The following is a 23,912-nucleotide window of genomic DNA, read 5'->3' as shown; positions in this document are numbered from 1 at the left end:
TTTAGTTGAAGATATATTCCAAATTATGAAGAAAATAGACCATTCAGAATTCAAAGTTTCCGAAAAAATCGATTTAAAAAAGGTGAGTACCAAATTAGACCTTGAAGCTGGCGAAGACAAGATCAAGGATGAAATGAAGGAGTTCCGGAAAGATCTTGGCGACTGGCAGGATATACTTTACGCCCATCAAAAATATTCGGTACTCATTTGTTTACAGGGAATGGATACCGCAGGGAAGGATAGCCTGATCAGAGAGGTTTTCAAGGATTTTAATAGTCGGGGAGTGGTGGTTCATAGTTTTAAGGTGCCTTCGGAAAAGGAATTAAAGCATGATTATCTCTGGAGGCATTATATTGCTTTGCCTGAAAGAGGGAAGTTTGGCGTATTTAACCGTACGCATTATGAGAACGTACTGGTGACCAGGGTTCATCCTGAGTATATCCTCGCCGAAAATTTACCAGGAATAAACAGAACAGATGATATTACTGAAGAATTCTGGGACAAACGATTTGAACAGATACGCAATTTTGAAAATCATATCACCGCAAATGGTACAATTATTTTCAAATTCTTTTTACATCTTTCAAAAGAGGAGCAGAGACAACGTTTATTGAGAAGGCTGGATAAACCAAGTAAAAACTGGAAATTTTCCCCAGGAGATCTGAAGGAAAGAAAATTGTGGGACGAATACCAGTTTTGTTACCAGGATGCCATCAATAGAACTTCAACTGAAAATGCTCCTTGGTATATTATTCCGGCAGACGATAAAGACACGGCGCGATACCTGGTGGCAAAAATCCTCTTTTCCGAATTAACTCAATACGAGGATGTGAAGGAGCCGGAGTTAGATCCGGAGATCAGGCATAATATTGATGAATATCGGGAACAACTTAATCATGAAAAGAACGTTTAAGGTTTTACTTAATTAAAAAATTACCGTTATTTATCGCCAAAATTTTATTGCAATGAAATCAATTTCCTTTTTCCTGGCGCTGGTCTTGTCAGGAATATCATTATATGCTCAAACAGAAAGTACCGAAGATTCCCTCAACATCAGAAAAATGTATGATATGTCTTTGCTTAACGGGAAGAGTTACGCCTGGCTAGATCATTTGTCTAATGAAATTGGTGGTAGATTATCGGGTTCTTACAATGCCCAGAGAGCGGTAGAATATACCAAAGCCGAATTAGAAAAACTGGGTCTTGATAAAGTCTGGTTGCAACCGGTAATGGTTCCAAAATGGACAAGAGGAGAAAGGGAATTCGCTTATGTGCAAACCGCTCCGGGGGTTACGCGCAATGTGAATATCACCGCTCTTGGTGGTTCTGTAGCCACTCCGGTTGGAGGAACCAAAGCGAAGGTGATCGAAGTTCAGGGTCTGGAGCAATTAAAAGAATATGGTAGGGAAAATATAGAGGGAAAGATTGTTTTTTATAACCGGCCAATGCGTGCCGACTTAATTTCGACTTTTGAAGCCTACGGCGGATGTGTGGATCAAAGATATTCTGGGGCTGAAGAGGCTGCGAAATACGGTGCCGTTGGTGTAATTGTACGCTCCATGAATTTAAGAATGGATGATCTGCCACATACCGGGTCGATGAGTTACGGAGATACCCCGAAAGATAAAAGAATTCCAGCTGCAGCCATTTCCACAAACGATGCGAAATATCTTAGCGGTATTTTAAAAATTCAGAATGACCTTGAACTTTATTTCAGAATGAGCTGCGAAGTTCATGAGGATGTACAATCGTATAACGTGATTGGTGAAATTACGGGTAGCGAGCTTCCTGATGAAATAATGGTAGTTGGAGGACATCTCGATTCCTGGGATCTTGGTGATGGTTCTCATGATGATGGAGCCGGAGTGGTGCAATCTATGGAAGTGCTGAGGTTATTTAAAGAGACAGGTTATAAGCCTAAAAAAACGCTTAGAGTTGTTCTTTTTATGAATGAAGAAAACGGACTTCGAGGCGGGAACAAATATGCTGAAGTTGCCAGAAATAAATCAGAAAATCACGTATTTGCACTGGAAAGTGATTCCGGCGGATTTACTCCAAGAGGTTTTAGTTTTGAGTCTAACGATGCTCAGTTTGAAAAGGTCTTATCCTGGAAGCATTTATTCAAGCCTTATTTTATACATTATTTTGAGAAAGGTGGTAGTGGCGCAGATATTGGTCCGTTGAAAGACAAAAATATCGTTAGGGCCGGATTGAGACCAGATTCACAGCGATATTTTGATCACCATCACGCTTCTAATGATACTTTTGAGCATGTGAATAAGCGAGAGTTGGAATTAGGCGCAGCAACTATGGCTTCCCTGGTTTATCTTGTGGATAAATATGGCTTCAATAATATCAGCAAAAATACTACGGAGATAGCAGATTAAACTGTTTCTCATTTTCCAATAATTTTCTGATTATCGCTTTAAAAGAAACATAAAGCATCTACCTTTGCAGACCTAAAATTTAGTTTTGCAGCTATCGGCCTACACAAAAGAATTTGGTAAAAATCTGAATATCGCTTATCCCGTAATGTTGGGTCAGCTCGGCCATGTGATGGTAGGATTGGTAGATAACCTGATGATTGGTAGGTTAGGGGCTGCACCATTAGCCGCAGTTTCTTTAGGAAACGCATTGGTATTTATTGCGATGTCTATGGGGATCGGTTTTTCCTTTGCTATTACTCCATTAATCGCGGAGGCAGACGGCGCCGATGATCTGGAAGGAGGAAGAAGTTTTTTTCATCACGGTCTTATTTTAAGTACGATCAACGGCTTGTTATTATTTATCCTGCTTTTGATCGCTAAGCCACTTTTATACTACCTGGATCAGCCTGCAGAAGTTGTTGAGCTGGCTATACCATATCTCAATATTGTAGCGCTATCGATGCTTCCCTTAATGGCTTTCCAGGCTTTTAAGCAATTTGCAGATGGTCTTTCTCAGACCAGATATGCCATGTATGCTACGATCCTGGCAAATGTGGTAAATGTTATTTTTAACTATTTGCTGATCTACGGAATATGGTTTTTCCCGAGGCTGGAATTAGAAGGTGCGGCCTGGGGAACATTGATATCCAGATTTTTCATGCTTTGGTTTGTTTGGGAAATTCTTCGACGAAAATCGAAATTTGCAGAGTATTTTAAATGGTCTAAAAAGGAAATGCTGAAATGGTCCATTTTCAAAAGGATACTTTCTTTAGGCTTTCCTACGGCATTACAAATGCTTTTTGAAGTAGCTATTTTTACAGCAACAGTTTTCCTAGCAGGAAATCTTGGTACAAACCCGCAGGCGGCAAATCAGATTGCCTTAAACCTTGCTTCCATGACCTTTATGATCGCAGTTGGTCTCGGGGTTACGGCAACTATTAGAGTGGGGAATCAGGTTGGTTTGAAAGCTTATAGAGAATTGAGAAGAATTAGTTTTTCGATCTTTCTGCTGGTCTTTATTATAATGGCCGTATTTGCCTTGCTGTTTATTTTACTGAAAGATATTTTACCCACATTTTACATAGAAAATTACGAGGTTGTAAGTCTGGCCGCCCAGTTACTGATCATTGCAGCAATTTTTCAGCTAAGTGACGGGATGCAGGTAGTAATTCTCGGGGCTTTGAGAGGTCTTCAGGATGTGAAAATTCCTACCCTTATCTGTTTTATAGCTTACTGGATCATCGGTTTTCCGGTTAGTTATTACTTTGGACAACCGGAGCGCATGGGTAGTATGGGAATCTGGTTAGGCTTACTAGCAGGATTGACATCCTCTGCAATATTATTATATTTCCGTTTCAATTATTTAACTCGGAAATTAATTCGAACAAAAGAAACTATAACAGCATAACACACGATATATGGAGCTTCCAAAATTTATTTTAGGTGATAACACAGATCTGCCAGATTCAATATTTGTAATTCATACTGAGTTCCCAAGGTTTATCATAGATCTAAAAGATGATGAGGTAGAATGGCTGGAAGATTTTGACAAGGATGACGAAAAAGAACTTTCCAGTGAAGCAGAATCTCTGATCACCCAAGCGAACGAATTCTACGATCGCGAAGTGAACAGATATGAAGAAGGATAAATGGAAAGATTAGCCGAATTAGACAGAGAACTATTTCTATTCCTGAATAATCTGGGGACAGAGCAATGGGACTGGTTATGGATCGCTATCAGTGACAAATGGATGGCGATACCGCTTTACGCATTGCTTTTATACCTGATATTAAGAAAATTTGGCTGGAAACCTGCTTTAATTACAATGGTTGTGGTAGCATTGCTGATCACCGCAACAGATCAGCTTGCGAACCTTTTCAAGCATGGTTTTGAAAGACCAAGACCTTGCCGACAGGAAGGCGTTATGGAATACGCTCGTTTTGTGGCTGAAAGATGCGGAAGGTTTGGTTACTTCTCTGCCCATGCGGCCAATTCAACAGGAGTTGCTGTTTTTCTTAGTCTACTTTTTAAAAAGCATTACCCAAAATTATTCGTGTTTTTATTGATCTGGGCCATTGTGGTTTCTTATAGCAGGGTCTATCTAGGAGTACATTATCCCGGGGATGTCATCACCGGAATATTTATTGGTGCTATATTCGGATATTTATTTCACTTGCTCCGAAAATTTTTTACATCGAAAATTTTAAAAAGAGATCTAAGCGAGGCTTAGCAAATGCCTAGCAGCAGCAAAAGCTGTGGTCTTGTTATTTTCAATAAGTTCCAGTTGCTCCTTCAAGGCTTTCTTTACTTTTGGATCATCATAGAACCTGCTTTTCAGATAGTCGTTGATAGTTTGGTACATCCAGAATTTATTCTGCTCAAGACGATTTTGTTGAAAAAAACCATTCTCATCAACCTTTTCCTTAAAACTGGAAATCATTTTCCAGATTTCGGAAACACCTTCATTATAAAGAGCACTGCAAAGCTTTACTTCTGGTTTCCATTCGCTTTCTTTCGGCGGATATAGTTGTAACGCCCTATTGAACTCCAATTTGGCATCCCTTGCCGCTTTCTGGTTTTCACCATCGGCTTTATTTATTACAATAGCATCTGCCATTTCCACGATCCCTCGCTTAATGCCTTGGAGCTCATCACCTGCACCGGCAAGTTTCAGTAATAGGAAGAAATCTGTCATGCTATGCACAGTGGTTTCACTTTGCCCAACTCCAACAGTTTCTATCAAAATAACATCAAATCCGGCAGCCTCACAGAGTATAATACTTTCCCTTGTTTTACGGGCTACGCCACCGAGGGAATCGCCACTTGGAGAAGGCCTGATAAAAGCATCTTTTTGAGTAACCAGTTTTTCCATACGGGTTTTATCTCCAAGGATACTTCCATGAGAAACAGAACTGCTGGGATCTACAGCAAGCACCGCTACTTTCTTTCCCTGATCAATGAGATAGGAACCAAAACTTTCAATAAATGTACTTTTTCCAACCCCGGGAACTCCGGTTATCCCAATCCTGATAGATCTTTGTGCATGAGGTAATGCTCCTTCGATAAGATATTCAGCTTGCTTTTGGTGTGACTTCTGGTTACTTTCAATGAGTGTAATACCTCTTCCCAAAGCCGTTTTGTTCCCTTCCAGCAAGCCTTTCAGCAATTCTTTTTCTGAAGATCTGTTCTTCCTGAAATTCCTTATTTTCCGGGCAGATTCTGCACTTACATTTCCGGAAGCAGGTTTGCTTTCAGACTCGCTCAAGGCTGATTTTTGCTGTTGTTTACTCAAAATTAAGGTAGAATATTTATGACAAATTTATGAATTCGCGTTTCAGGCATCATCAAATGCTTGGTATATTGAAGCAAACTAAATTACTTAAATTATTTCACGCAATGAAAAACTTGTATAAAACTAAAGTAACTACGCAAGGTGGTAGAAATGGGCACACGCGCAGTGAAGATGGTATTCTAGATATGGAACTTAAAAACCCTGAAGGTCTTGGAGGCCCAGGTGGAGATTATTCTAACCCTGAACAATTGTTCGCTGCAGGTTATTCTGCCTGCTACGGTAGTGCGCTGGAGCATGTGGCAAAAAAACACAAAGTAGATCTTGGTGATTACAGCGTTACAGCCACTGTGAAGCTAGGACAAACCGATTCTGGAAATCTTCAGCTTTCTGCAATTCTAGATGCTTACATTCCTGGTGTAGACGTAGAAACTGGTGAAAAACTAGTAAATGAGGCACATGAAGTTTGCCCTTATTCCAGAGCAACCAGAGACAATATAGACGTAACTTTAAATCTATTACTAGACGAGTAGGTTTATCAGAAATTACTTAAGGAAGAGGTGCCCATCGGCGCCTCTTCTTTTTTTATAGGCACATCCACGCTAATATCGTCCCAGGCCAGCGTCATATTCACAAAGTCTCCACTTTTTTCAAAATAAATTGTGAACTGTTCCAGGTTATCATTGATCTCTTCTACCGGTCTTTCCAGAACCAGCGAATCATATTGAGGATCTCTGTAAGCCTCCTTGTCGAGATTAATTCCCCAGGGATACATTTTAGAGTTGAAGATCACCTTCCAGCTATTTTCCATGGGGATTGTCCAGAGGGTATACTTACCCGCTTCCAGTAAACTCCCATCCACCAATATATCTTCATTGGTTTCAAAAGTAGTAGCTTCATTTGCCCCGGTGCGCCAAACTTCATTATATGGCACCAGATTTCCGAAAATTACCCGGTCTTTTTTATAAGGCCTGTTATAAAAAACTTCCAATTGTAGATCGTTATCAGTATATGAAATAGTTTCTTCAGGACTATGGGCTTTGGTGGTATATCTCATTACAATTGTAAGAATGAGCCCTATCAGTAGAATAGCACCACCAATGATCAAACCTATTTTTAAACTTCTTTTCATAGCATTTTAATTCAGGGAGAATATTTCAAAAATTTAGCCACAACGCTTCAACTCAGCGATTATTATGATTAAAAATACAAATAGAAAATAAAATTGTAATTTTTTTCAGAATTTTTGCAACGCGAGTCTTTTAGTCTCGTCTTTAAAGTGAACTAACCCATCAAAAACCAATTAAATTGATACAGCATAAGCTAATAGAAGCTTGTAAACAGAATAGCCGGCGGGCTCAGTTGCAGCTGTACAACAAATATTGTGACGGGATGTATTACGTGGCATTGCGATTTTTGAAAGATACTATGGAAGCTGAAGACGCTATGCAGGAGGCTTTTATCAAAGCATTTGCCAAATTACATCAGTTTAATGGAGAGGTATCCTTCGGGGCCTGGTTAAAACGAATCGTCATCAATAAATGTTTGGACAAGCTGAAAGCAAAAAAACTGGAACTGGTCGCTATTAATGAGCAAACTCTGGGAACAGTTGAAGATGAAGAGAACTGGCAGGTGGATGATGGCGTGAGTATAGAGGAAGTAAAAAAGAAAATGGAAAATCTTCCGGAAAAATACAGGTATCCTTTAATGCTGTATCTGGTAGAGGGCTATGATCATGAGGAAATAAGCGAAATACTGAATATTTCTCAGGTAGCTTCGAGGACATTGGTACACAGAGGAAAAAAGAAATTACAGGACGAACTTAAAACATTGAGCAATGGGACAGGATATTAGAGAAATGTTTCGGAGTGAGGAACATTTGGAAAGAAGAAAGCTTAGCGAAGGGCATAAGAAACGATTTGAAGCCAGGCTGGAAGAGGCGCTTCCGAAGAAAAAGAAGAGAAATTATACCAGCTTTTTTCATATAGCCGCAATTTTTGTGGTCGCAATAGGAGTTGGAGCTTTCTTTCTGTTCAATGATTCAGGATCAACAGTCGTGGAAAATAACCAGATAGTTGAAACGCCTGTGGAAGAAACTCAGAAAGAAGAAACTCCTACTACAGAATACCGATTAAGTGATGTTTCTCCTGAATTTAAGAAAATAGAAGATTACTACATGGCAAGTGTTAATATTCAGCTTGCTAAACTGGATATGACGCCAGAGAATAAAGAACTTATAGATGCATTTATGAAGAAACTGGAAACCCTGAACGAAGAGTATATAGCGCTTAATGCTGAAATTCAGGAAACCGGTGTGAATGAGGAAACCGTTGAAGCGATGATCGCGAACTTACAGCTAAGACTGGATCTCCTTAAAAAGTTGAAAACAAAGTTAAACGAGATTAAACAATCAAAAGACAACAGATATGAGAACTATCAAGCTTAAATATGTGATACTGTCACTGCTTTTTATCACAGCTGGAAGTTTTGCTCAAACAAAAAAATTAAGCAAGAACTATAAGACTTCTTCAGATGTGAATGTAGAACTCGACTCCAGACATACCAATATCATCATTGAAAACTGGGACAAGAACGAGGTGCAAATTGAGGCTTATCTTGAAGGAGATTTAGGTGACAAAGAAATGAACCAAATACTTCTGGATTCATGGACGCTGAATACTTCTTCCTCAAATGGAAAAGTAAAAATTAAATCTGGCGGAAATACGAACTGGAATATGAACGATATGAATGTTGACCTCGGAATGGCTCAGTTACAGGGATCACTTTCAGAATTGCCAGAAATGTTGGGGCCTTTAATGGAAAACCTGGTTGGGCCTATTCTGAATAATATTGCAGAAAATCCGCTTCCTGCTGGTTTTGCTGAGGATATGCAGGGAATGAAGTTCGATTATGAAGCCTATAAGAAGGACGGCGATAAATACCTGGAAAAATGGGAAGCCGACTTTGAGAAGAAATTCGGAAAGGAATATGAGACCAAGATGGAAAAGTGGGCTCAAAAAATGGAAAAGAATTCCGAGAAATGGGAAAAGGAATATGAGGTGAAAATGGAAGCCTGGGGCAAGGATTTTGAAAAGGATATGGAAGCCTGGGGCGAAGAGTTCGGTAAGAAAATGGAAGCCTGGGGAGAACAATTCGGGAAAAATTTCGAAGCGCAAATGGAGAAGAACGGTAATAAAATTTTCATCATGGAAGATGGAGCCGGAGCGAAATCCAAGAAGACCATCAAAATAAAAATTCCTAAAGATGCTAAGCTGGATCTTAATGTTCGTCACGGCGAGCTCAAACTTGGCAGCACTACAAAAAACCTGAAGGCCGATCTGTCACACAGTCGGCTTTCAGCTAACCGTATCATCGGCAAGAATACTAATGTAAAAGCTTCTTATACCCCGGTTAAAGTAGCGTATTGGGATTATGGTGTGCTTTCAACTGAATTCGTGAAGAACTGCAAAATTGATAAGGCGGTAAGTATAAAACTCAATTCAAATTCCAGCGATGTTGTGATCAATGAACTTCAGAAAACCGGTGTTCTTACCGGTTCCTTTGGAAAGCTTGATATCAATAATTTAGGTTCAGGATTTGAAACTTTGAATATAAGTCTTGAGAATAGTGACCTGGAATTAAATGTGCCAGATACAGCCTTTAATTTCACTTTTAACGGGATGCAAAGTTCCATCAAACATCCTTCAGGATTGAAATTGAAATCTACCAAATCTTATGATAATGAGATTCTAAATGGGTACAATAAATCCAGGGAAGGAAATTCCAATATCACTATAAAGGCTAATTTTAGCGATGTATTGATAAATTAAAACTTAGCAATTACATTTGGCACTCTTAAGCCGAATAACATGCAAAGTTTTTCTGATTTTATAAATGGTCTTACTTCCGGATTTACTCCGGTAATTGGAGGTGAATATCATCATACAGATTATGTTTATATAGATCTTTCGGAAAATAACCGTGATCTATTGAGACTTGAGGTTGCTTCTTCGGAAGCATTTTCTATTTTCATTTCAGAATATTTAAGGAACAGGGAAGCTACTGCGGCTTACGGCGGTTATAATGAGCTAAGAACGTTGTATAACAGAAGTCAGCTCTTTAATAATACTGAAACCAATAGGAATATTCATATTGGTCTTGATGTCTGGGTGCCGGCCTTTTCAGAAATTATTAGTCCGCTAGACGGTAAAATTCACAGTTTTCGGGATAATGATAATTTTGGAGATTATGGGCCAACCATTATTTTGGAGCATTCTGAAAATAATAGGAAATTTTATACCCTCTATGGTCACCTTTCCCGTAGATCACTTGATGGTCTTACTGAGGGTAAGGAAGTAAAGGCAGGCGAGAAGATCGCTGAGCTGGGAGATTTTGATGAAAATGGTGATTATGCCCCGCATTTACATTTCCAGGTGATGGAAGATCTTCAGAGTTATAGGGGAGACTATCCAGGTGTGGTAAGAAAAGAAGATCTGGACATGTATTTAAAAAACTGCCCAGATCCTAATTTATTATTGAAGATCTAAGCTTTTTTAGTCTTAACAAAGTATGCGACTATTGCTGAGGTCACTACTCCTACCACCAGCGCGAAAAAGAAAGACTGTATAATATAGGACGTCAAGTTAAAATATTCTTCAGCAGCTTCCCGTGACATTGCTCCTTTATCAACCGAATACGCGATCACATTCTCAAAATAATCTGGAGTTATAAACTCATGGGTGATATATTGCCCCAGCGGTGATAGAATGGCCACTACGATACTAACTACTATTCCCGAAATAAATCCCTGGCTCCAGGTCATATTTCCCTGGTAAAAATTCTTTCGTTTATCTAATAAGGCCAGCACGTAAATCACGATGGCTACTATGGCAAAAAAGTTGGTGTAGATGGCATGCTGAGCGATATTTTCATCATGCCAGCCGAGTCCTTTTTCGAGAAACATCCAAAGAAGTGATATGATGCTGAAGATGATTCCCCATTTAATTTCAATTGAGAATTTTTTCATTTATAGTTCAGATTGATTAGCGAAGCTAAAATTACTAAAATTCAGATAGTATTGACTGCAAATAAAAATCCCGGATGTTAGACCCGGGATGTGATGACAATGTTTTATTGATGATTACGCGTCTTTATTCAGTTTTTTGGTAGCAAAAAATCCAGCGAAAAGACCAAGACCTGCCAGAAGGAAAATAGTTCCCGGATAGGCAATATCAGCATCAACGCCCAGATTATAATGAATCATGGCTCCTATGAAAATACCAGCGCCAATACCAACCAATAGTAAGGCAAGATTAACGATGATAACTTTCCAGATTGGAGTAACACTTTTCTTTCTACTATAAAAGATGCTGGCCTCAGCTCCTTTTTCTATTAGCGCGAGTCTTTCACGGTTTCGAGCGGAAATGTAGAGATAAAATATTCCGAATACCGTTCCGAAGATAACTGGTAGTACAATGACTTCTGATCCCATAATTTTTTAGTTTTTAATTGAAAATAATGTTCGTTTGCTATTAGGACGCCACGATCTCTAACCCGGTTACAAAAAAATGTAAATTTATTTCTGAAAAATTCTGTAACCATATTGTTCCACAGGTCGTCATAAGTAATAATGAACACTAACACTGACCAGTTTTTGATCGATAAGGTCCTCGATGGCGATAACAATGCTTTTGGGGAGTTGGTAGAGCGATATCAGAATTTTGTGCTTACGATTGCCATGAGGACCTTGCGAAATACTGAGGAGGCAGAAGAAGTTGCGCAGGATAGTTTTATAAAGGCTTATGATTCGTTATCAAGTTTTAGGGGAGATGCAAAGTTTTCTACCTGGTTGTACAGGATTGTGTATCACAAAAGCCTGGATAGATTGAAAATGAATAATCGACAAAGAACCTATGAGATTATCGAAGAAATAACCGATGATAGTTTGAACCATATTGAGAACGGACTTGAGTTTATGTTGAGTGAAGAAAGAACTAATATCATTAAAAAATGTATTGCGCAGTTACCGGAAGATGATGCGGCGATTATCAGTCTTTTTTATTTTGAAGAGCAATCGGTTAAAGAAATTGCAGTGATTACAGAGCTTACGGAAGACAATATTAAAATTAAGTTGTATCGCAGTAGAAAAAAATTATTTTCATTATTAAAGGGGTATATAACACCAGAAATATCGAAGACAAATGGAAAAGCAATTTAACAGAGAGGACAAGTTGATGAAAAAGTTGCTGAATGATGCAGGAACTGAAAAACCATCAGCAGACTTCAAAAGCAGGATCATGATGAAGATCGAAGCAAGGAATACTGAGATCTCACCGTATACACCCCTAATTTCGAAAGCAACCTGGTTCGGTCTTGGAGGAATTCTCATTGTAGCAATGCTTGGCTTATATATTTTGAATTTAGACCAGACATTTACTTTCAAAGTTAGTTTTGATTATTTCGATTCTCTTCGAATTCCTTCGATAAATCTTTCCCGAACCATGCAAATTGCTATTGGCTTTATTGCGTTGTTCTTTTTGGAAATTCCTTTTTTGAAAAGGTTGATCGATAGAGAATATAAATTTTAATTAGTCCGGGACTGTTTAGGTTTTCTTTTGTAAATGGTGGAGTAATAAAAGTAATAGTTATAATAAAAATTAATCAATAAAATAAAAAAACCTGAAGTGAAGACTTCAGGTTTTTTTATTAAAATATAATTTTAGAATTTATTCATCAACAAGCACCCAATCTCCTTTATCCAGAAGAGGTATCGCTTGTTTAAATTTCATGGTTTTATTCTCACCGCTCATGACGTTCTTAACGGTCACCTTATCGTTTCTTCCAATTTTAGGACGATCTCTAACGATAGTTTCAGTTACTTCAGGTTGCTGGCGCTGAGTATTTCCGGCTGCCCTGCTTTGAGCTGCACGTTCATCAAGGTTTGGAATATCTTCCTTCTTGGTTTCCACCTTTTCTTTTGATCTGGTTTGACGTGCTTCATGGATTTTTGGCGCTCCGCTCGAAGGAATTTCTCCTTTGAACAAGAATGACATAACATCACGGTTCACATTTTCCAGCATTACTTTGAATAATTCGAATGCCTCAAACTTGTAAATAAGCAACGGATCTTTTTGCTCGTGTACGGCTAACTGAACACTTTGCTTTAATTCATCCATTTTTCTAAGATGGGTTTTCCAGGCATCATCAATGATTGCAAGCGTGATATTCTTCTCGAAATCCTTGATCAGCTGTTTACCTTCCGTCTCATATGCTTTTTCAAGATTGGTAACTACCTGAAGAGTTTTTGTGCCGTCTGTAAACGGAACTGAGATCTTTTCAAAATTGTTACGTTCATCCTCATAAACCTGTTTGATCACCGGGAATGCTCTTTCTGCATTATGAGCCATTTTTTCGTCATAATGTTTGTAAGCAGCTTTGTAAACTTCACCGGCAAGCTTTTGCGTATTCATCTTTTTGAATTCCTCTTCAGTTACAGGAGAACTCATTGAGAAATTCCTGATCAGTTCAAATTCAAAATTCTTGAAATCTTCCGCAGCTTTGTTCGTTTCAGTAATAGATTCTGAAATATCAAAGATCATATTAGCAAGATCCACTCGCAACCTGTCTCCAAAAAGTGCGTGGTAACGACGCTTATAAATCACTTCACGTTGCGCGTTCATCACATCATCATATTCCAATAGTCTCTTACGAACTCCGAAATTGTTTTCTTCGACTTTCTTTTGAGCTCTTTCAATAGATTTGGAAATCATAGAATGCTGGATAACCTCACCTTCTTCCAGACCCATACGGTCCATAAGTTTAGCGATCCTTTCAGAACCGAACAAACGCATCAGGTTGTCTTCCAGAGAAACGTAGAATTGAGAACTTCCCGGATCTCCCTGACGACCCGCACGACCTCTTAACTGACGGTCTACACGTCGGGAATCGTGACGCTCTGTACCAATAATGGCCAGACCACCAGCTTCTTTCACTTCCTTACTCAATTTAATATCGGTACCACGACCTGCCATGTTCGTGGCAATAGTTACGATACCAGATTTACCGGCTTCCGCTACAATATCTGCCTCTTTTTTGTGTAGTTTCGCGTTCAGCACGTTATGCGGTACATTCCTCAATTTCAGCATACGACTCAGTAATTCTGAGATCTCTACCGAAGTTGTACCAATAAGTACCGGTCTTCCAGCATTTGAAAGATCGGTTACATGATCAATTACCGCGTTATATTTTTCTCTTTTGGTTTTATAAACTAAATCTTCTTTATCATTTCTGGCGATTGGCCTGTTGGTTGGAATTTCAACAACATCCAATTCATAAATCTCCCAGAATTCACCAGCTTCTGTTACCGCCGTACCCGTCATACCAGATAGTTTGCGATACATTCTAAAGTAGTTCTGAAGGGTTACTGTTGCAAAGGTTTGAGTTGCATCTTCGATCTTTACATTTTCTTTCGCTTCAATAGCCTGGTGTAAACCATCACTATATCTACGACCTTCCATGATACGACCTGTTTGCTCATCAACGATCTTCACCTTATTGTCTATTACCACATATTCCGTATCCTTTTCGAATAGGGTATAGGATTTAAGTAACTGGCGAAGCGTATGAATACGTTCACTCTTAACGCTATAATCTCTGAATAACTCTTCTTTCTTTTCAGCTTCTTCTTCAGGAGGAAGATCTTCTTTTTCAATCTTGGCAATCTCCATTCCTATTTCCGGCATCACGAAGAAATCTGGATCGTCTTTACCTGAAAGGTATTCAATACCCTTATCGGTAAGATCAATTTGATTGCTTTTCTCTTCAATAGTGAAATACAATTCGGCATCAACCTTAGGCATTTCCCGATTGTTATCCTGCATGTAGTGATTCTCGGTCTTCTGCAATAGCTGCTTAACGCCTTCCTCACTAAGGAATTTAATAAGTGCCTTATTTTTAGGCAATCCACGGTAAACTCTCAATAACTGGAATCCACCTTCTTTAGTGTCTCCTTCCTTGATAAGCCTTTTTGCTTCGGCAAGTACTTTGGTTAAATACTTACGCTGAACTTCAACAATGTTGGCAATCGCCGGTTTCAGCTCCATAAATTCATGCGTGTCTCCTTTTGGAACAGGTCCCGAAATTATAAGCGGAGTACGGGCGTCATCTACAAGAACCGAATCCACCTCATCCACGATCGCATAATTATGTGGTCTTTGCACCAGATCATCAGGGGCATGAGACATATTATCTCTCAGGTAATCAAATCCGAATTCGTTGTTCGTTCCGTAAGTGATATCTGCGTTATAAGCCTTTCTACGTGCTGCCGAATTTGGACGGTGGTAATCTATACAATCCACGCTGAGACCATGGAACTGGAAAATAGGAGCCATCCATGCACTATCACGTTTTGCAAGGTAGTCGTTCACAGTTACGAGGTGAACACCATTCCCGGTAAGCGCATTCAAATACATAGGAAGAGTAGCCACTAAGGTTTTACCTTCACCTGTCTGCATTTCAGCAATTTTACCCTGGTGCATGGCAACACCACCAATTAACTGCACATCATAATGCACCATATCCCAGGTAACCGGCTTTCCGGCCGCATCCCAGGAATTGTTCCATATGGCATAATCATCTTCAAGATTCACATAATCTTTTTCTGCAGAGATCTCTCTGTCAAAAGAGGTTGCTTTTACCTTAAGTTGTGGGTTATTTACAAAGCGTTTTGCTGTTTCTTTTACGGTAGCAAAAGCTTCAGGAAGAATGTCATTTAAAACGCCTTCTGAAATCTCGTAAGATTTGTCTTTTAGAGCATCAACTTCAGCATAGATGTCCTCCTTACGGGTGATATCATCAGTTTCGTCTGCTTCTTTATTTAGCGCTTCAATTTTATCTTTTACTTCTTTGGTTGCTTCAGCGATCTTCGCTTTGAATTCAGAAGTTTTGGCTCTTAGTTCATCAAGGCTGAGGGCCTCAAATTCAGACTCAAGAGCCTTTATTTTATCTACTATGGGTTGTATTTCTTTTACATCTTTTTTCGACTTATCGCCTACAAATGCTTTCAATACAGAATTTAAAAAACTCATGGTGGTTTTTTTATTTAAACGGGTTCAAATTTAAGCAAAAAAAAAGCCTCATGAATGAGACTTTTCCCTATTTTTTGCGTGTTGTCAATTTAATATTCATCCTCATTCCAGAGGTAATCTTCATCGGTTGGATAATCCGGCCAGATCTCCTCAATAGAATCATAAGAGTCGCCCTCATCCTCTATAGCCTGCAAATTTTCAACTACCTCTAACGGAGCTCCGGTTCTAATTGCGTAGTCAATTAACTCATCTTTTGTTGCCGGCCAAGGGGCATCGCTTAAATAGGATGCTAATTCTAAAGTCCAATACATTGATTAATCGGGTTTTAAATTTTGGCAAAAATAATTTTTTTGCCTTAATAGCCAAGAAAAAAATCTATTATTTATACAATAATGATAAGAACATAATAATTTCTACTATTCTTTGCAATTTTCGCAAAGGTTTTTTCAAAATTGAGAAGTAATCAGGATTTTTTTGGGATCCATTGAATTTCTTCAGCTTGTAATTGTTTAGACAACTTCCGTGCCAGCACAAATAGGTAGTCTGAAAGTCGGTTGAGGTAGACCAGAACCTTCTCTTCAAACTCTTCAATGTCATACAATGCGCTTGAAAGTCTTTCGGCTCTGCGGCAAACACAGCGCGCTATGTGACAGAATGACACGCTTTGGTGGCCCCCCGGTAAAATGAAATGTGTCATTTCTGGAAGTTCTTCATTCATCTTATCTATTTCAAGCTCCAGTTTTTCGACATCTTTTTCAGAGATCTTCGGGATATTCAATCTCTCCTTACCGTTCTTCAAAGTAGCTTTTTCGGGATCTGTGGCCAGGATAGAGCCAATAGTGAATAGGCGATCCTGTATTTCAGTCAGAAATTCTTTCGTTTCTGTATCGGTATCCTGATCTCTAAGCAGACCGATGTGGGAATTCAATTCATCCACGGTTCCGTAACTCTCAATTCTTATATGGTGCTTAGGAACGCGAGTACCTCCAAATAGGGAAGTAGTTCCTTTATCACCAGTTTTGGTGTAAATTTTCATCTTCAGATTTTAGAAGCCTAAAGTTACAAAGATTAGTGGGGAGAGGAAAGTATTCAGCCTATATTGACCGATTATTATTTACAGGGAATCAGATTCTTTTTCCTGTTTTCTTTCCATATATCTTCTTCGGAAATTTCTATTCTTCCGTTCTTTTTTGATCCTTTTTGTCCGGCGTGAGTTCCAGAGAAAATAGGCTAAGAATACGGCGATGATGCTAAGATAAATCCAGGTTTCCTGGTCCAGATCGATCATTATGAATGTTTTATAAAATCTAAGATATGAAAATTGAAATTATTTTTCAACTACGATGGGCTAACTACTGATTTTCTTTCATCTCTTTCTACCATACCATCTTTAAGACGGATGATTCTATGTGCATGCTCAGCGATATCTTCCTCGTGAGTCACGAGAATTACAGTATTTCCAGCAGCATGAATTTCATCAAATAGATTCATGATCTCTACTGAAGTTTTAGAATCGAGGTTTCCAGTAGGCTCATCGGCAAGTATAATGGAAGGTTTGTTAACCAAAGCACGACCCACCGCTACACGCTGTCTCTGTCCACCAGAAAGCTGGTTAGGTTTGTGATCCATACGGTCTCCAAGACCAACACTTCGCAAAACATCTTCAGCTCTTTCTTTACGCTCACTTTTAGAAGCGCCAGCGTAGATCATTGGTAAGGCAACGTTGTCTAGAGCTGTAGTCCTGGGTAGGAGGTTAAAAGTTTGAAAAACAAAGCCGATCTCTTTATTCCTGATTTCAGCAAGTTCATCATCGGTCATCTGGCTAACATCTTTTCCGTTCAGGATGTATGAACCCGAAGTAGGAGTATCTAAACAGCCAAGAAGATTCATCAGGGTTGACTTTCCAGATCCAGAAGGACCCATAAACGCAACATACTCACCTCTTTCAATATCCAGGTTGATTCCTTTTAAAACCTTTACAATTTCCTGTCCCAATGGAAAATCCCTGGTGATATTTCGAATCTCGATTACTTTGCTCATTCAGAATAAATTTTCATCTGTATGACGTGAATTTAGTTTTTTTGTTACACCCTAATTCTAAAATGCTGCTTCACCTGCTCTTTTCTGAAAAATACCAGTCCCCATTGAAAAGTGTCTATACTTACTCTTACCTCGGGGTGAATGATAATTTCTTTCCAGGCCTCTTCCATGCTTTGGCTCCAATGAATATCATCAAAAATGAATACGGAATCATTGTGTGCAGTAGTTAAAAGTTTTTGAAAATATTTGAGGGTAGCATCTTTCTGATGATTTCCATCAAAATAGATCAGATCAAATTTTTTATCCTCCTGAAGAATTTCATCTATGGATTTTTCAAATTTATTTATTCTGAGATCAATATTTTCAAGCTGATATTTCTGAAATTGCTGATCAGCAAAATTTGCCGTTTCCGGGCAACCTTCGATGGTGATTAAATTAGTCTCTTTATTGCCTGCGATCGCTGAAGAGGCGATACCTAATGAAGTTCCCAATTCGAGGGCTGATTCAATATTCAAATACTTAATAATTCGGTTCAGCAATTTCGCTCTGTATAAAGTGATGCCAGCGTTTTTGGCAACCGAGAAGACCGGTCGTTCAGCAGATTTAAAAACTTTGCTTCCTGCTCCAAAATCCTGAACTTTTATCTGCGTCTTATTTCCCAGAAGGTCATTCCTGAATTGCCTGATGAGCTGATATTCGGGATATTCTGATTTATCGTAAAAGGATTTGGTTACCAGATCATACACGAAAGGCGAGTGCAGGCCATGTTGATTCTGGCTTTTAATTAGAAAATTGAAATATGCTTTTACCTGAAAATACATTTTTTAAGACTCGAGTTTTTCCATTAACTCAAACCATCTTTCAGTTTTACTTTCAATGTCATTTTCGATCTCCTTCAACTTCACCGAATTCTCCGCAATTTCGTCTCCATTTAATTCCTCAAGAAATCGCTGTTGAACTTCTTCTTTTTTCTTTTCCAGTTTCGCGATTTCCTTTTCAAGCTTACTAAATTCCTTTTTCTCATTGTAGCTTAATGCAGTACCGGAATTACTGGATTTATACTCCTTCTTTTCTTTTTTCGTTTCGGAATTGTCGGAAGCAGATTTTTCAACTTTTGGTTTTGAGGATTCATATTCGCGGTAGTCGGTATAATTCCCCGGGAAATCTGTAACATCTCCTTTTCCTTCAAAGACGAAAAGGTGATCTGTGATCTTATCCATAAAATAACGGTCGTGAGAAACCACGATGATGCATCCAGGAAAATCCATTAGGAAATTCTCCAGTACATTAAGGGTTAGCACGTCAAGGTCATTTGTTGGCTCATCGAGAATAAGAAAATTTGGATTCTGAATTAGAACCGTACATAGGTAAAGCCTCTTCTTTTCCCCACCGCTCAATTTTTCTACGTAATCGTATTGTTTTTTACGATCGAATAAAAAGCGCTCTAAAAGTTGCTCGGCAGAAATCTGTCTGCCTTTTTTTAGCGGAATATAATCACCAAATTCTTTAATAACTTCTACCACTTTTTGTCCTGGCTTGATCTTGATACCCTTTTGAGTGTAGTAGCCGAATTTTACCGTCTCACCAATCACGATTTTCCCGGTATCCGGCTTCATATTGCCCGTAAGCATATTCAGAAAAGTGGATTTTCCCGTACCATTCTTGCCGATAATTCCCAGGCGTTCCCCTTTTTGAAAAGTATAACTGAATTTATTCATCAGTTGTTTCCCACCGAGTTCCTTAGAAATATTATGGATCTCTACGATTTTGCTACCCAGTCTTTCCATGTTGAGTTCCAGCTGAACCTTATGGTCCTGTCTGCGCTGACTCGCTCTGTGCTTGATCTCGTGAAAATCTTCAATTCTGGATTTTGATTTGGTGGTACGCGCTTTTGGTTGTCGGCGCATCCATTCCAGCTCTTTTTTATATAGTTGCTGAGCCTTGTCGGTATTGGTCGCTTCGAGTTGATGCCTTTCCTCTTTTTTATCAAGGTAATAGGAATAGTTTCCCTTATAAGTATAGAGTTTACCATCTTCCAGTTCGATGATCTCATTACAAACACGTTCCAAAAAATAACGGTCGTGAGTCACCATGAAAATTGTAAAATCCTGTTTTCTAAAATATTCCTCCAACCATTCTATCATATCGAGATCCAGGTGGTTGGTGGGTTCATCCAGAATTATAAAATCAGGTTTTTTCAAGAGCATTCTGGCTAATGCAAGTCTTTTCTTCTGCCCACCGGAAAGGTTTTTTACCACCGCCTGCAGATCTTCCAGGTTTAGTTTGAAAAGGATCTGTTTGAATTCGGTTTCAAAATCCCAGGCGTTATTAGCTTCCATGGCATCCATTGCTTTTTGAAGGGCATCGGCATCCTCAGGATTTTGCATGGCTTTTTCATATTGCGCCACTACTTTAAGCGTTGGGTTTTCACTGGAAAAAATACTTTGCTCGATAGTCAGTTCAGGATCCAGGTTCGGCTCCTGAGATAAGAAAGCTACGCGAATATCATTCCGGAAGATCACCTGGCCTTCATCTGGGGAATCGGTTCCCGCGAGGATATTCAATAAACTGGTTTTACCGGTTCCGTTCTTGGCCACAAACCCAACTTTTTGATCCTTGTTTATTCCGAAACTTATATTTTCAAAGAGTCGGCGCTCGCCGTATGATTTGGCTATGTTTTCTACTGAGAGGTAATTCACTTAAAGTTATTTGAATGCAAAATAAAGAGAAATTCTCCGGTTTATTTTATTATTAGCTCGTAAAAACTATATTTGTTAAAACAATGTGAAGCCCTCTATGCGATTTAAATCCTTTTTGTTTTTATTCGCTGCAGTACTAGCCTTAACCTCATGCGTATCTACAAAGCAGATGTCCTATCTTCAGGAATATGATGAAGAGGTAGACAGCATTATCCAGGTTCAGCGATTGCGCAAACCCTACCGTATTCAAACTGGAGATCTTTTAAGTATCAGGGTGAAGGCTCTTGATCAGGATATTGTGGGTATGTTCAACCCAATCGGAAGCGAAAATCCAAATGCAACTACAGAAGAGGCAGTATATTTTGATGGTTTCACCGTTGATGATCACGGGAATATCAGGGTTCCAACCATGGGCGAAGTAAATGTTCTTGGTTTTACGGAGAAAGAAGTTCGAGAAAAAATAGAGCAAAAGTTACTGGAAGAATATTTTAAGGAGGAAGCGAATATATTCGTGACCGTAAAGCTTGCGGGGATTCGGTATACTACCCTGGGTGAAATAGGGCAGGGCAGCCAGGTTATCTATAAGGAACAGGTTACCATTATGGAGGCAATCGCTAATGCCGGTGGAATTACCGATTACGGGGATAGAGAAAATGTTCAGATCATTAGGCAGTATCCGCAAGGAGAAGAAGTTCATGAAATAGATGTTACAAATATTGATGCTTTAAGTAGCCCTTATTATTATATACAGCCCAACGATATGATCGTGGTCAACCCGTTGCCTAGGAAAGCTCTAGGATTGGGTACCACTGGTCTTGAAGTTTTTAGAACGGTAACTAGTTTGATTACTTTGGCAACCTCAATTTATTTTTTAACTACCAGATAATGGCGCATGAAGATGATCACATATCAGATGTAGGATCTACCTTCGATTTTAAAGGTTTTATCCTGAAAATAATCAGTTATTGGAAGTTGATACTTCTTTCTGTTGGGATCAGTCTGGCGGTAGCATATTATAATAATGTAAGAAAGCTACCTGTTTACCGTTTGGGAAATACAATCTCTATTAAGGATGACCAGAATCCATTTTTTACTTCGAATACGAGTCTAACTTTTAATTGGGGAGGGACGTCTGATAAAGTGAATACTGCAATGACCATTCTCAGGTCTCGATCACATAACGAAGAGGTAGTAGAGAAATTACAGTTCTATATCAATTATTTGCAGCAGGGGGAATATCAGCGAGTAGATGCTTATGGCTTTACACCTTTTAAAATTGTTGCCGATACTAATGTTTACCAGGCAAATAACGTTACCATGGAAATTAATATGGTTGACGATATTACTTATAGTATCAGTGCAAAAGTTCCGGAAAATCTTAGTCGGACGAATTATTCAACAAAAGAAACTGATAACCGAACTGTAGAGGCCAGGGAATTTAAAAGGAATTTTAAAATAGGCGAGCAGGTTAACTTACCATTTTTTTCAGGTTATCTGGAAAGAACCTCAAAGCCATTAAATTCAGGAAAAGTTTATTATGTTAACTTTATGTCTTTCAACTCCGCTGTTGGCAGATATAGAAGTGTAGGGATATCGCCGCAATCTCAAGGTTCATCCGTATTAAACCTTAGTCAAACCGGTCTAAACAAGGCCAGAATTGTTGATTATTTAAATGGATCTGTGCAGGTTCTAAGTGAAAATATGCTGGAACGAAAAAATCTGTTTGCTACCAAGACCATTAGATTTATTGACAGCAGCCTGGCGGTACAGGCGGCTCAATTAAAGGAAGTGGAGAATGAATTAAATGATTTTAGAAATGAGAATTCCATCATGGATATTTCTGCAGAGAGTGGTCAAATATCCGGAAGGCTTGCTGAGCTTGATCTGCAAAAAGAACAGATTAGACGAAGGTTATCTTATTACGATAATCTTGAAACCTATCTACAAACAAGAACGGATTATTCTAACGTGCCAGCTCCAACAGTGGCTGGAATTGATGAAGGAAGTATAGCCTCTGGGGTTCAAAAGATCATTCAATTAGCGGAAGAAAGACAGAATTACCAATATACCCTAAAAGAGAATTCGCCTGTTTTCGACGATATTGATAGGCAGATCAATTCAGTTAAATCTATACTAATAGAAAATATAAATAGTTCCAAGAGTCTGATAAGAGGTGAGCTTCAGGATATAAATGCGCGGATTGGTAGACTGGAAAATGAAGTCCGGAAATTACCACAGGAAGAGCAAGATTTGTTAAAAATTCAACGTAAATATGCTATTAATGAGCGTACTTACAATATGTTCTTGGAAAAACGTAGTGAAGCCGGTTTAATTAAGGCCGCTAATGTAAGTGATGTTTTAGTTATCGATGAAGCAAAAGATACCGGTGGAGGAAGGATAGGACCTGATACGCAATTAAACTATGTTATGGCCGTAATGGTTGGTGGCTTGATACCCTTGAGTTTTGTGTTCTTACTAGTATTTCTAAATACCAATATTCACAACGCCCAGGAAATTACCAGATTATCTCCTATTCCGATAATTGGCTTAATCGGTAAAAATAAGATGAGTAGTAATCTGGCGGTATTTGAATCGCCTAAGTCGTCCATTTCAGAAAGCTTTAGGGGGCTTCGATCTAGTTTACAATTTATGTACAAACGCCAGGGAGTTACGGGTTCAAAAACCGTGCTTATCACTTCATCCGTTTCAGGTGAAGGAAAAACTTTTTGTGCCATGAACTTGGCTACCGTGTTTGCGCTTAGTGAAAAGAAAACTGTGCTGGTTGGGGTGGATCTTCGAAAGCCAAAGATCTTTGATGATTTCCAATTGAATAATGATCTGGGAATAGTAAATTATCTTATAGATCAGGTTACTTCAAAAGAGATAATTCAAAGTAGTAAAATACCTTATTTAGATGTGATTACTTCAGGACCAGTGCCTCCAAATCCATCTGAGTTACTATTATCTGAAAAAATGGACACTTTGATTGATGAGTTGAAAGAGGAATATGATTACATTATTTTGGATACCCCACCAATTGGAATGGTGGCAGATGCCCTTAACTTGGTAAAACACGCCGATGCGACCTTATACCTTGTAAGACAGGATTATACTAAAAGAGGGATGCTGGAAACCATCAACCAGAAATACGCTAAAGAGGAAGTTAAAAATATCAGCTTTGTACTGAATCACTTCGTACACAGCGCGAAATACGGCTATGGTTATGGCTATGGATATGGTTACGGCTATGGCTATGGATATAATAGATATGCTAAAGGATACTACGGAGCTACACCTACCAAAATCTCACAAATAAAAAAGTCCTGGAAAAAGTTTATGAGGAATTTTGAGTAGATTTTTCTTCAAATTCAC

At 38.8% G+C, this 23,912-nt stretch carries 25 protein-coding genes; 14 read left to right on the top strand and 11 right to left on the bottom strand.

Annotated features, from left to right (window positions below; genetic code table 11):
• Positions 1 to 25: 25 nt before the first annotated feature.
• The 5 genes from AC2S94_RS00550 to AC2S94_RS00530 all read left to right on the top strand — a co-directional run bounded on the left by AC2S94_RS00550 (position 26) and on the right by AC2S94_RS00530 (position 4,657).
• Positions 26 to 913 carry a PPK2 family polyphosphate kinase gene (locus AC2S94_RS00550; protein WP_484629572.1) on the top strand — a complete coding sequence of 296 codons (888 nt, stop codon included), beginning with the start codon at positions 26 to 28 and terminating at the stop codon, positions 911 to 913.
• Positions 914 to 965: 52 nt separating this feature from the next.
• On the top strand, positions 966 to 2,387 hold the full coding sequence (locus AC2S94_RS00545; RefSeq protein ID WP_484629571.1) for a M20/M25/M40 family metallo-hydrolase: 1,422 nt from the start codon (positions 966 to 968) through the stop codon (positions 2,385 to 2,387).
• 85 nt (positions 2,388 to 2,472) lie between these two features.
• Entirely contained in the window at positions 2,473 to 3,834 is a 1,362-nt protein-coding gene (locus AC2S94_RS00540; protein ID WP_484629570.1) for an MATE family efflux transporter, read from the top strand.
• 10 nt (positions 3,835 to 3,844) lie between these two features.
• On the top strand, positions 3,845 to 4,075 hold the full coding sequence (locus tag AC2S94_RS00535) for a hypothetical protein (protein ID WP_484629569.1): 231 nt from the start codon (positions 3,845 to 3,847) through the stop codon (positions 4,073 to 4,075).
• Entirely contained in the window at positions 4,076 to 4,657 is a 582-nt protein-coding gene (locus AC2S94_RS00530; protein WP_484629568.1) for a phosphatase PAP2 family protein, read from the top strand.
• Here the strand turns inward: AC2S94_RS00530 and meaB are convergent.
• Entirely contained in the window at positions 4,643 to 5,719 is a 1,077-nt protein-coding gene (gene meaB / locus AC2S94_RS00525; protein WP_484629567.1) for a methylmalonyl Co-A mutase-associated GTPase MeaB, read from the bottom strand. The genes AC2S94_RS00530 and meaB overlap by 15 nt on opposite strands.
• A 104-nt stretch (positions 5,720 to 5,823) precedes the next feature.
• Between meaB and AC2S94_RS00520 the strand changes: the two genes are divergently transcribed.
• Positions 5,824 to 6,249 carry an organic hydroperoxide resistance protein gene (locus AC2S94_RS00520; RefSeq protein ID WP_484629566.1) on the top strand — a complete coding sequence of 142 codons (426 nt, stop codon included), beginning with the start codon at positions 5,824 to 5,826 and terminating at the stop codon, positions 6,247 to 6,249.
• Positions 6,250 to 6,254: 5 nt separating this feature from the next.
• Here the strand turns inward: AC2S94_RS00520 and AC2S94_RS00515 are convergent, their stop codons facing one another.
• Complete coding sequence (locus AC2S94_RS00515) at positions 6,255 to 6,848, bottom strand: DUF2911 domain-containing protein (RefSeq protein WP_484629565.1); 594 nt, start codon at positions 6,846 to 6,848, stop codon at positions 6,255 to 6,257.
• Between the two features lie 176 nt (positions 6,849 to 7,024).
• On the opposite strand from AC2S94_RS00515, the gene AC2S94_RS00510 reads away from it, so the two are divergent.
• From AC2S94_RS00510 to AC2S94_RS00495, 4 genes are read left to right on the top strand one after another with little or no spacing between them, the layout of a single operon-like run.
• On the top strand, positions 7,025 to 7,570 hold the full coding sequence (locus AC2S94_RS00510) for an RNA polymerase sigma factor (RefSeq protein ID WP_484629564.1): 546 nt from the start codon (positions 7,025 to 7,027) through the stop codon (positions 7,568 to 7,570).
• On the top strand, positions 7,554 to 8,162 hold the full coding sequence (locus AC2S94_RS00505) for a hypothetical protein (RefSeq protein ID WP_484629563.1): 609 nt from the start codon (positions 7,554 to 7,556) through the stop codon (positions 8,160 to 8,162). Before AC2S94_RS00510 ends, AC2S94_RS00505 begins: the two co-directional genes overlap by 17 nt.
• On the top strand, positions 8,143 to 9,546 hold the full coding sequence (locus tag AC2S94_RS00500) for a hypothetical protein (RefSeq protein ID WP_484629562.1): 1,404 nt from the start codon (positions 8,143 to 8,145) through the stop codon (positions 9,544 to 9,546). Before AC2S94_RS00505 ends, AC2S94_RS00500 begins: the two co-directional genes overlap by 20 nt.
• A gap of 39 nt (positions 9,547 to 9,585) precedes the next feature.
• A complete protein-coding gene (locus AC2S94_RS00495; RefSeq protein WP_484629561.1) occupies positions 9,586 to 10,263 on the top strand; it encodes a peptidoglycan DD-metalloendopeptidase family protein in 678 nt (225 codons plus the stop codon).
• Here the strand turns inward: AC2S94_RS00495 and AC2S94_RS00490 are convergent.
• Positions 10,260 to 10,742, bottom strand: a complete 483-nt coding sequence (locus AC2S94_RS00490) for a DUF4199 domain-containing protein (RefSeq protein WP_484629560.1) — start codon at positions 10,740 to 10,742, stop codon at positions 10,260 to 10,262. The genes AC2S94_RS00495 and AC2S94_RS00490 overlap by 4 nt on opposite strands.
• Positions 10,743 to 10,856: 114 nt before the next feature.
• Positions 10,857 to 11,207, bottom strand: a complete 351-nt coding sequence (locus AC2S94_RS00485) for a DUF6249 domain-containing protein (protein ID WP_484629559.1) — start codon at positions 11,205 to 11,207, stop codon at positions 10,857 to 10,859.
• Positions 11,208 to 11,345: 138 nt separating this feature from the next.
• On the opposite strand from AC2S94_RS00485, the gene AC2S94_RS00480 reads away from it, so the two are divergent.
• Positions 11,346 to 11,933, top strand: a complete 588-nt coding sequence (locus tag AC2S94_RS00480; RefSeq protein WP_484629558.1) for an RNA polymerase sigma factor — start codon at positions 11,346 to 11,348, stop codon at positions 11,931 to 11,933.
• Positions 11,917 to 12,303, top strand: coding sequence for a hypothetical protein (locus AC2S94_RS00475; RefSeq protein ID WP_484629557.1), 387 nt, complete (start codon positions 11,917 to 11,919; stop codon positions 12,301 to 12,303). The genes AC2S94_RS00480 and AC2S94_RS00475 overlap by 17 nt, the downstream gene beginning before the upstream one ends.
• Positions 12,304 to 12,441: 138 nt before the next feature.
• Here the strand turns inward: AC2S94_RS00475 and secA are convergent, their stop codons facing one another.
• The 7 genes from secA to AC2S94_RS00440 all read right to left on the bottom strand — a co-directional run bounded on the left by secA (position 12,442) and on the right by AC2S94_RS00440 (position 20,540).
• Positions 12,442 to 15,801, bottom strand: coding sequence for a preprotein translocase subunit SecA (secA, locus tag AC2S94_RS00470; protein ID WP_484629556.1), 3,360 nt, complete (start codon positions 15,799 to 15,801; stop codon positions 12,442 to 12,444).
• Between the two features lie 89 nt (positions 15,802 to 15,890).
• Positions 15,891 to 16,112 (bottom strand): DUF2795 domain-containing protein, encoded by a 222-nt coding sequence (locus tag AC2S94_RS00465; protein ID WP_008272287.1) that lies wholly within the window; start codon positions 16,110 to 16,112, stop codon positions 15,891 to 15,893.
• 152 nt (positions 16,113 to 16,264) lie between these two features.
• Positions 16,265 to 16,837 carry a cob(I)yrinic acid a,c-diamide adenosyltransferase gene (locus tag AC2S94_RS00460; RefSeq protein ID WP_484629555.1) on the bottom strand — a complete coding sequence of 191 codons (573 nt, stop codon included), beginning with the start codon at positions 16,835 to 16,837 and terminating at the stop codon, positions 16,265 to 16,267.
• A 78-nt stretch (positions 16,838 to 16,915) separates the two neighbouring features.
• Positions 16,916 to 17,089: a hypothetical protein gene (locus AC2S94_RS00455; RefSeq protein WP_484629554.1), complete on the bottom strand. Its 174-nt coding sequence runs from the start codon at positions 17,087 to 17,089 to the stop codon at positions 16,916 to 16,918.
• A gap of 50 nt (positions 17,090 to 17,139) precedes the next feature.
• Positions 17,140 to 17,841: an ABC transporter ATP-binding protein gene (locus AC2S94_RS00450; RefSeq protein ID WP_484629553.1), complete on the bottom strand. Its 702-nt coding sequence runs from the start codon at positions 17,839 to 17,841 to the stop codon at positions 17,140 to 17,142.
• Between the two features lie 44 nt (positions 17,842 to 17,885).
• A complete protein-coding gene (locus AC2S94_RS00445) occupies positions 17,886 to 18,662 on the bottom strand; it encodes an O-methyltransferase (RefSeq protein ID WP_484629552.1) in 777 nt (258 codons plus the stop codon).
• A 3-nt stretch (positions 18,663 to 18,665) separates the two neighbouring features.
• Entirely contained in the window at positions 18,666 to 20,540 is a 1,875-nt protein-coding gene (locus AC2S94_RS00440; protein WP_484629551.1) for an ABC-F family ATP-binding cassette domain-containing protein, read from the bottom strand.
• Between the two features lie 97 nt (positions 20,541 to 20,637).
• Here AC2S94_RS00440 and AC2S94_RS00435 point away from each other — a divergent pair, with 97 nt between their 5' ends.
• Both AC2S94_RS00435 and AC2S94_RS00430 read left to right on the top strand, forming a co-directional pair.
• Positions 20,638 to 21,426, top strand: coding sequence for a polysaccharide biosynthesis/export family protein (locus AC2S94_RS00435; RefSeq protein WP_484629550.1), 789 nt, complete (start codon positions 20,638 to 20,640; stop codon positions 21,424 to 21,426).
• A complete protein-coding gene (locus AC2S94_RS00430) occupies positions 21,426 to 23,894 on the top strand; it encodes a GumC family protein (protein ID WP_484629549.1) in 2,469 nt (822 codons plus the stop codon). The genes AC2S94_RS00435 and AC2S94_RS00430 overlap by 1 nt, the downstream gene beginning before the upstream one ends.
• Positions 23,895 to 23,912 lie beyond the last annotated feature (18 nt).

The organism is Christiangramia pacifica (assembly GCF_057221535.1).
This window is presented reverse-complemented; position numbering and strand designations above follow the sequence as displayed.